The sequence below is a fragment of the Falsiroseomonas sp. RANM36 genome (assembly GCF_056682175.1).
This window is the reverse complement of the sequence record NZ_JBWXTD010000002.1, coordinates 214,240-215,593: the sequence shown is the minus strand read 5'-3', so window position 1 is coordinate 215,593 and position 1,354 is coordinate 214,240. Positions and strand designations below refer to the sequence as shown.

At 74.5% G+C, this 1,354-nt stretch carries 2 protein-coding genes; both read right to left on the bottom strand.

Annotated features, from left to right (window positions below; genetic code table 11):
- A partial coding sequence (locus tag AC1MIR_RS01895) for a septum site-determining protein MinC (RefSeq protein ID WP_480026491.1) occupies nt 1-473 on the bottom strand: 473 nt, incomplete at its 3' end.
- A 144-nt stretch (nt 474-617) separates the two neighbouring features.
- Nucleotides 618-1,354, bottom strand: a 737-nt coding sequence (locus AC1MIR_RS01890) for a Bug family tripartite tricarboxylate transporter substrate binding protein (RefSeq protein ID WP_480026490.1), incomplete at its 5' end; no start/stop codon positions are given.

The window sequence follows — 1,354 nt, the reverse complement described above, 5'->3', positions numbered from 1 at the left end:
GGGGCGTCCGCGGCGCCGGGGGGGGGCGCGCGCCGGCGCGCGCCGGGGGGGGGGGGGGGGGGGGGGGGTGCGGGGGGGGGGGCGGGCCCCCCCTCGGCCGCAGGCTCGGGCGCGGTCACCTCGGTCTCCCGCCCGCCGGCCATCCGCAGCGGCGGCAGGCCGACGCCCATCGCAGCGTTGCGCATCTCCGTCGTGCCGCCGGTGGTGCCGACGGGGACGATCTCGATGGCGCGCAGGCCCTGGGCGAGGGCGGCGAAATCCACCTCCTCCGGCCGGGCGGCGATGTCGTCGAGCCCGATCACCACCGGCGCGAAGCGCAGGAAGCCGGGGGCGCGGCGGAACTGGTCGCCGATCGCCGGCACCACCACCTCCGCCCGATGGTCGAGCAGGCGCAGCACCAGCAGGTTGAAATTGGCGCCGCGCAGCCGGAAGGGCTCTAGGCGGGGGCCGGTGGACCTGGGCGCGGCGGACATCGCGGCAATGGGTTCTCGGGCTTGGGGGGCTCTGGGCGTCTATAGCCGTGCCCCCCGCGGCGGCGAAGCCTTCTTCCGCCGATGTTACGGAATCAAGGCCCTTGGCGCGAGAAGTTGAGGCGATCTGTCAGCTGCGACTCGGGCTCAGCCGCCGCGGATGTTCAGGCTGCGCACCAGTTCGCCCCACTTGGCGACCTCCACCCGCAGATGCGCGGCCAGCGCCTCGGGCGAGTTGTCGTCAAACACATCCACGCCCGCGCGCGCCAGGCGCTGCTTCGTGGCGGGGTCGCGCACCGCGGCGGCGGCGGCGTCGGCGATCGGGCGGATGGCCGCATCCGGTGTGCCGGCGGGCGCATAGATGCCGTTCCAGGCCGAGCTGTCGTAGCCGGCCACCCCGGCCTCGGCCAGCGTCGGCAGGTCCGGCAGCATGGAGCTGCGCTGCGCCGTGGTGACCGCCAGGCCGCGCACGCGGTTGTCGGCCATCAGCGGCGCCAGCAGCGTCTGGCTGTCGATCATGAACTCGACCCGCCCCGCGGTGAGGTCCGAGACGCCCTGCGGCGTGGTGCGATAGGGCACCACGGTGAAGCTCACGCCGGCCAGCTTGCGCAGCAGCTCGGCCGAGAGATGGCTGGTCGCGCCGATGCCGGCCGTGCCGAAATTCGCCTCCCCGTTGCGGCTGCGCAGCCAGGCCAGGAAGGCGGGGACGTCATTGGCCGGCACCGAGGGATGCACCACCACCACGAAGGGCTGCCGCGTGGTGAGCGCGACGGGCGCGTAGCTCTCGATCGGGTCGAAGGGGAAGTTGGCGTAGAGCGCCTTCATCGCGGTGTGGCCCACGCTGCCGACCATGATCGTGTTGCCGTCGGGCGCCGCGCGCGCGG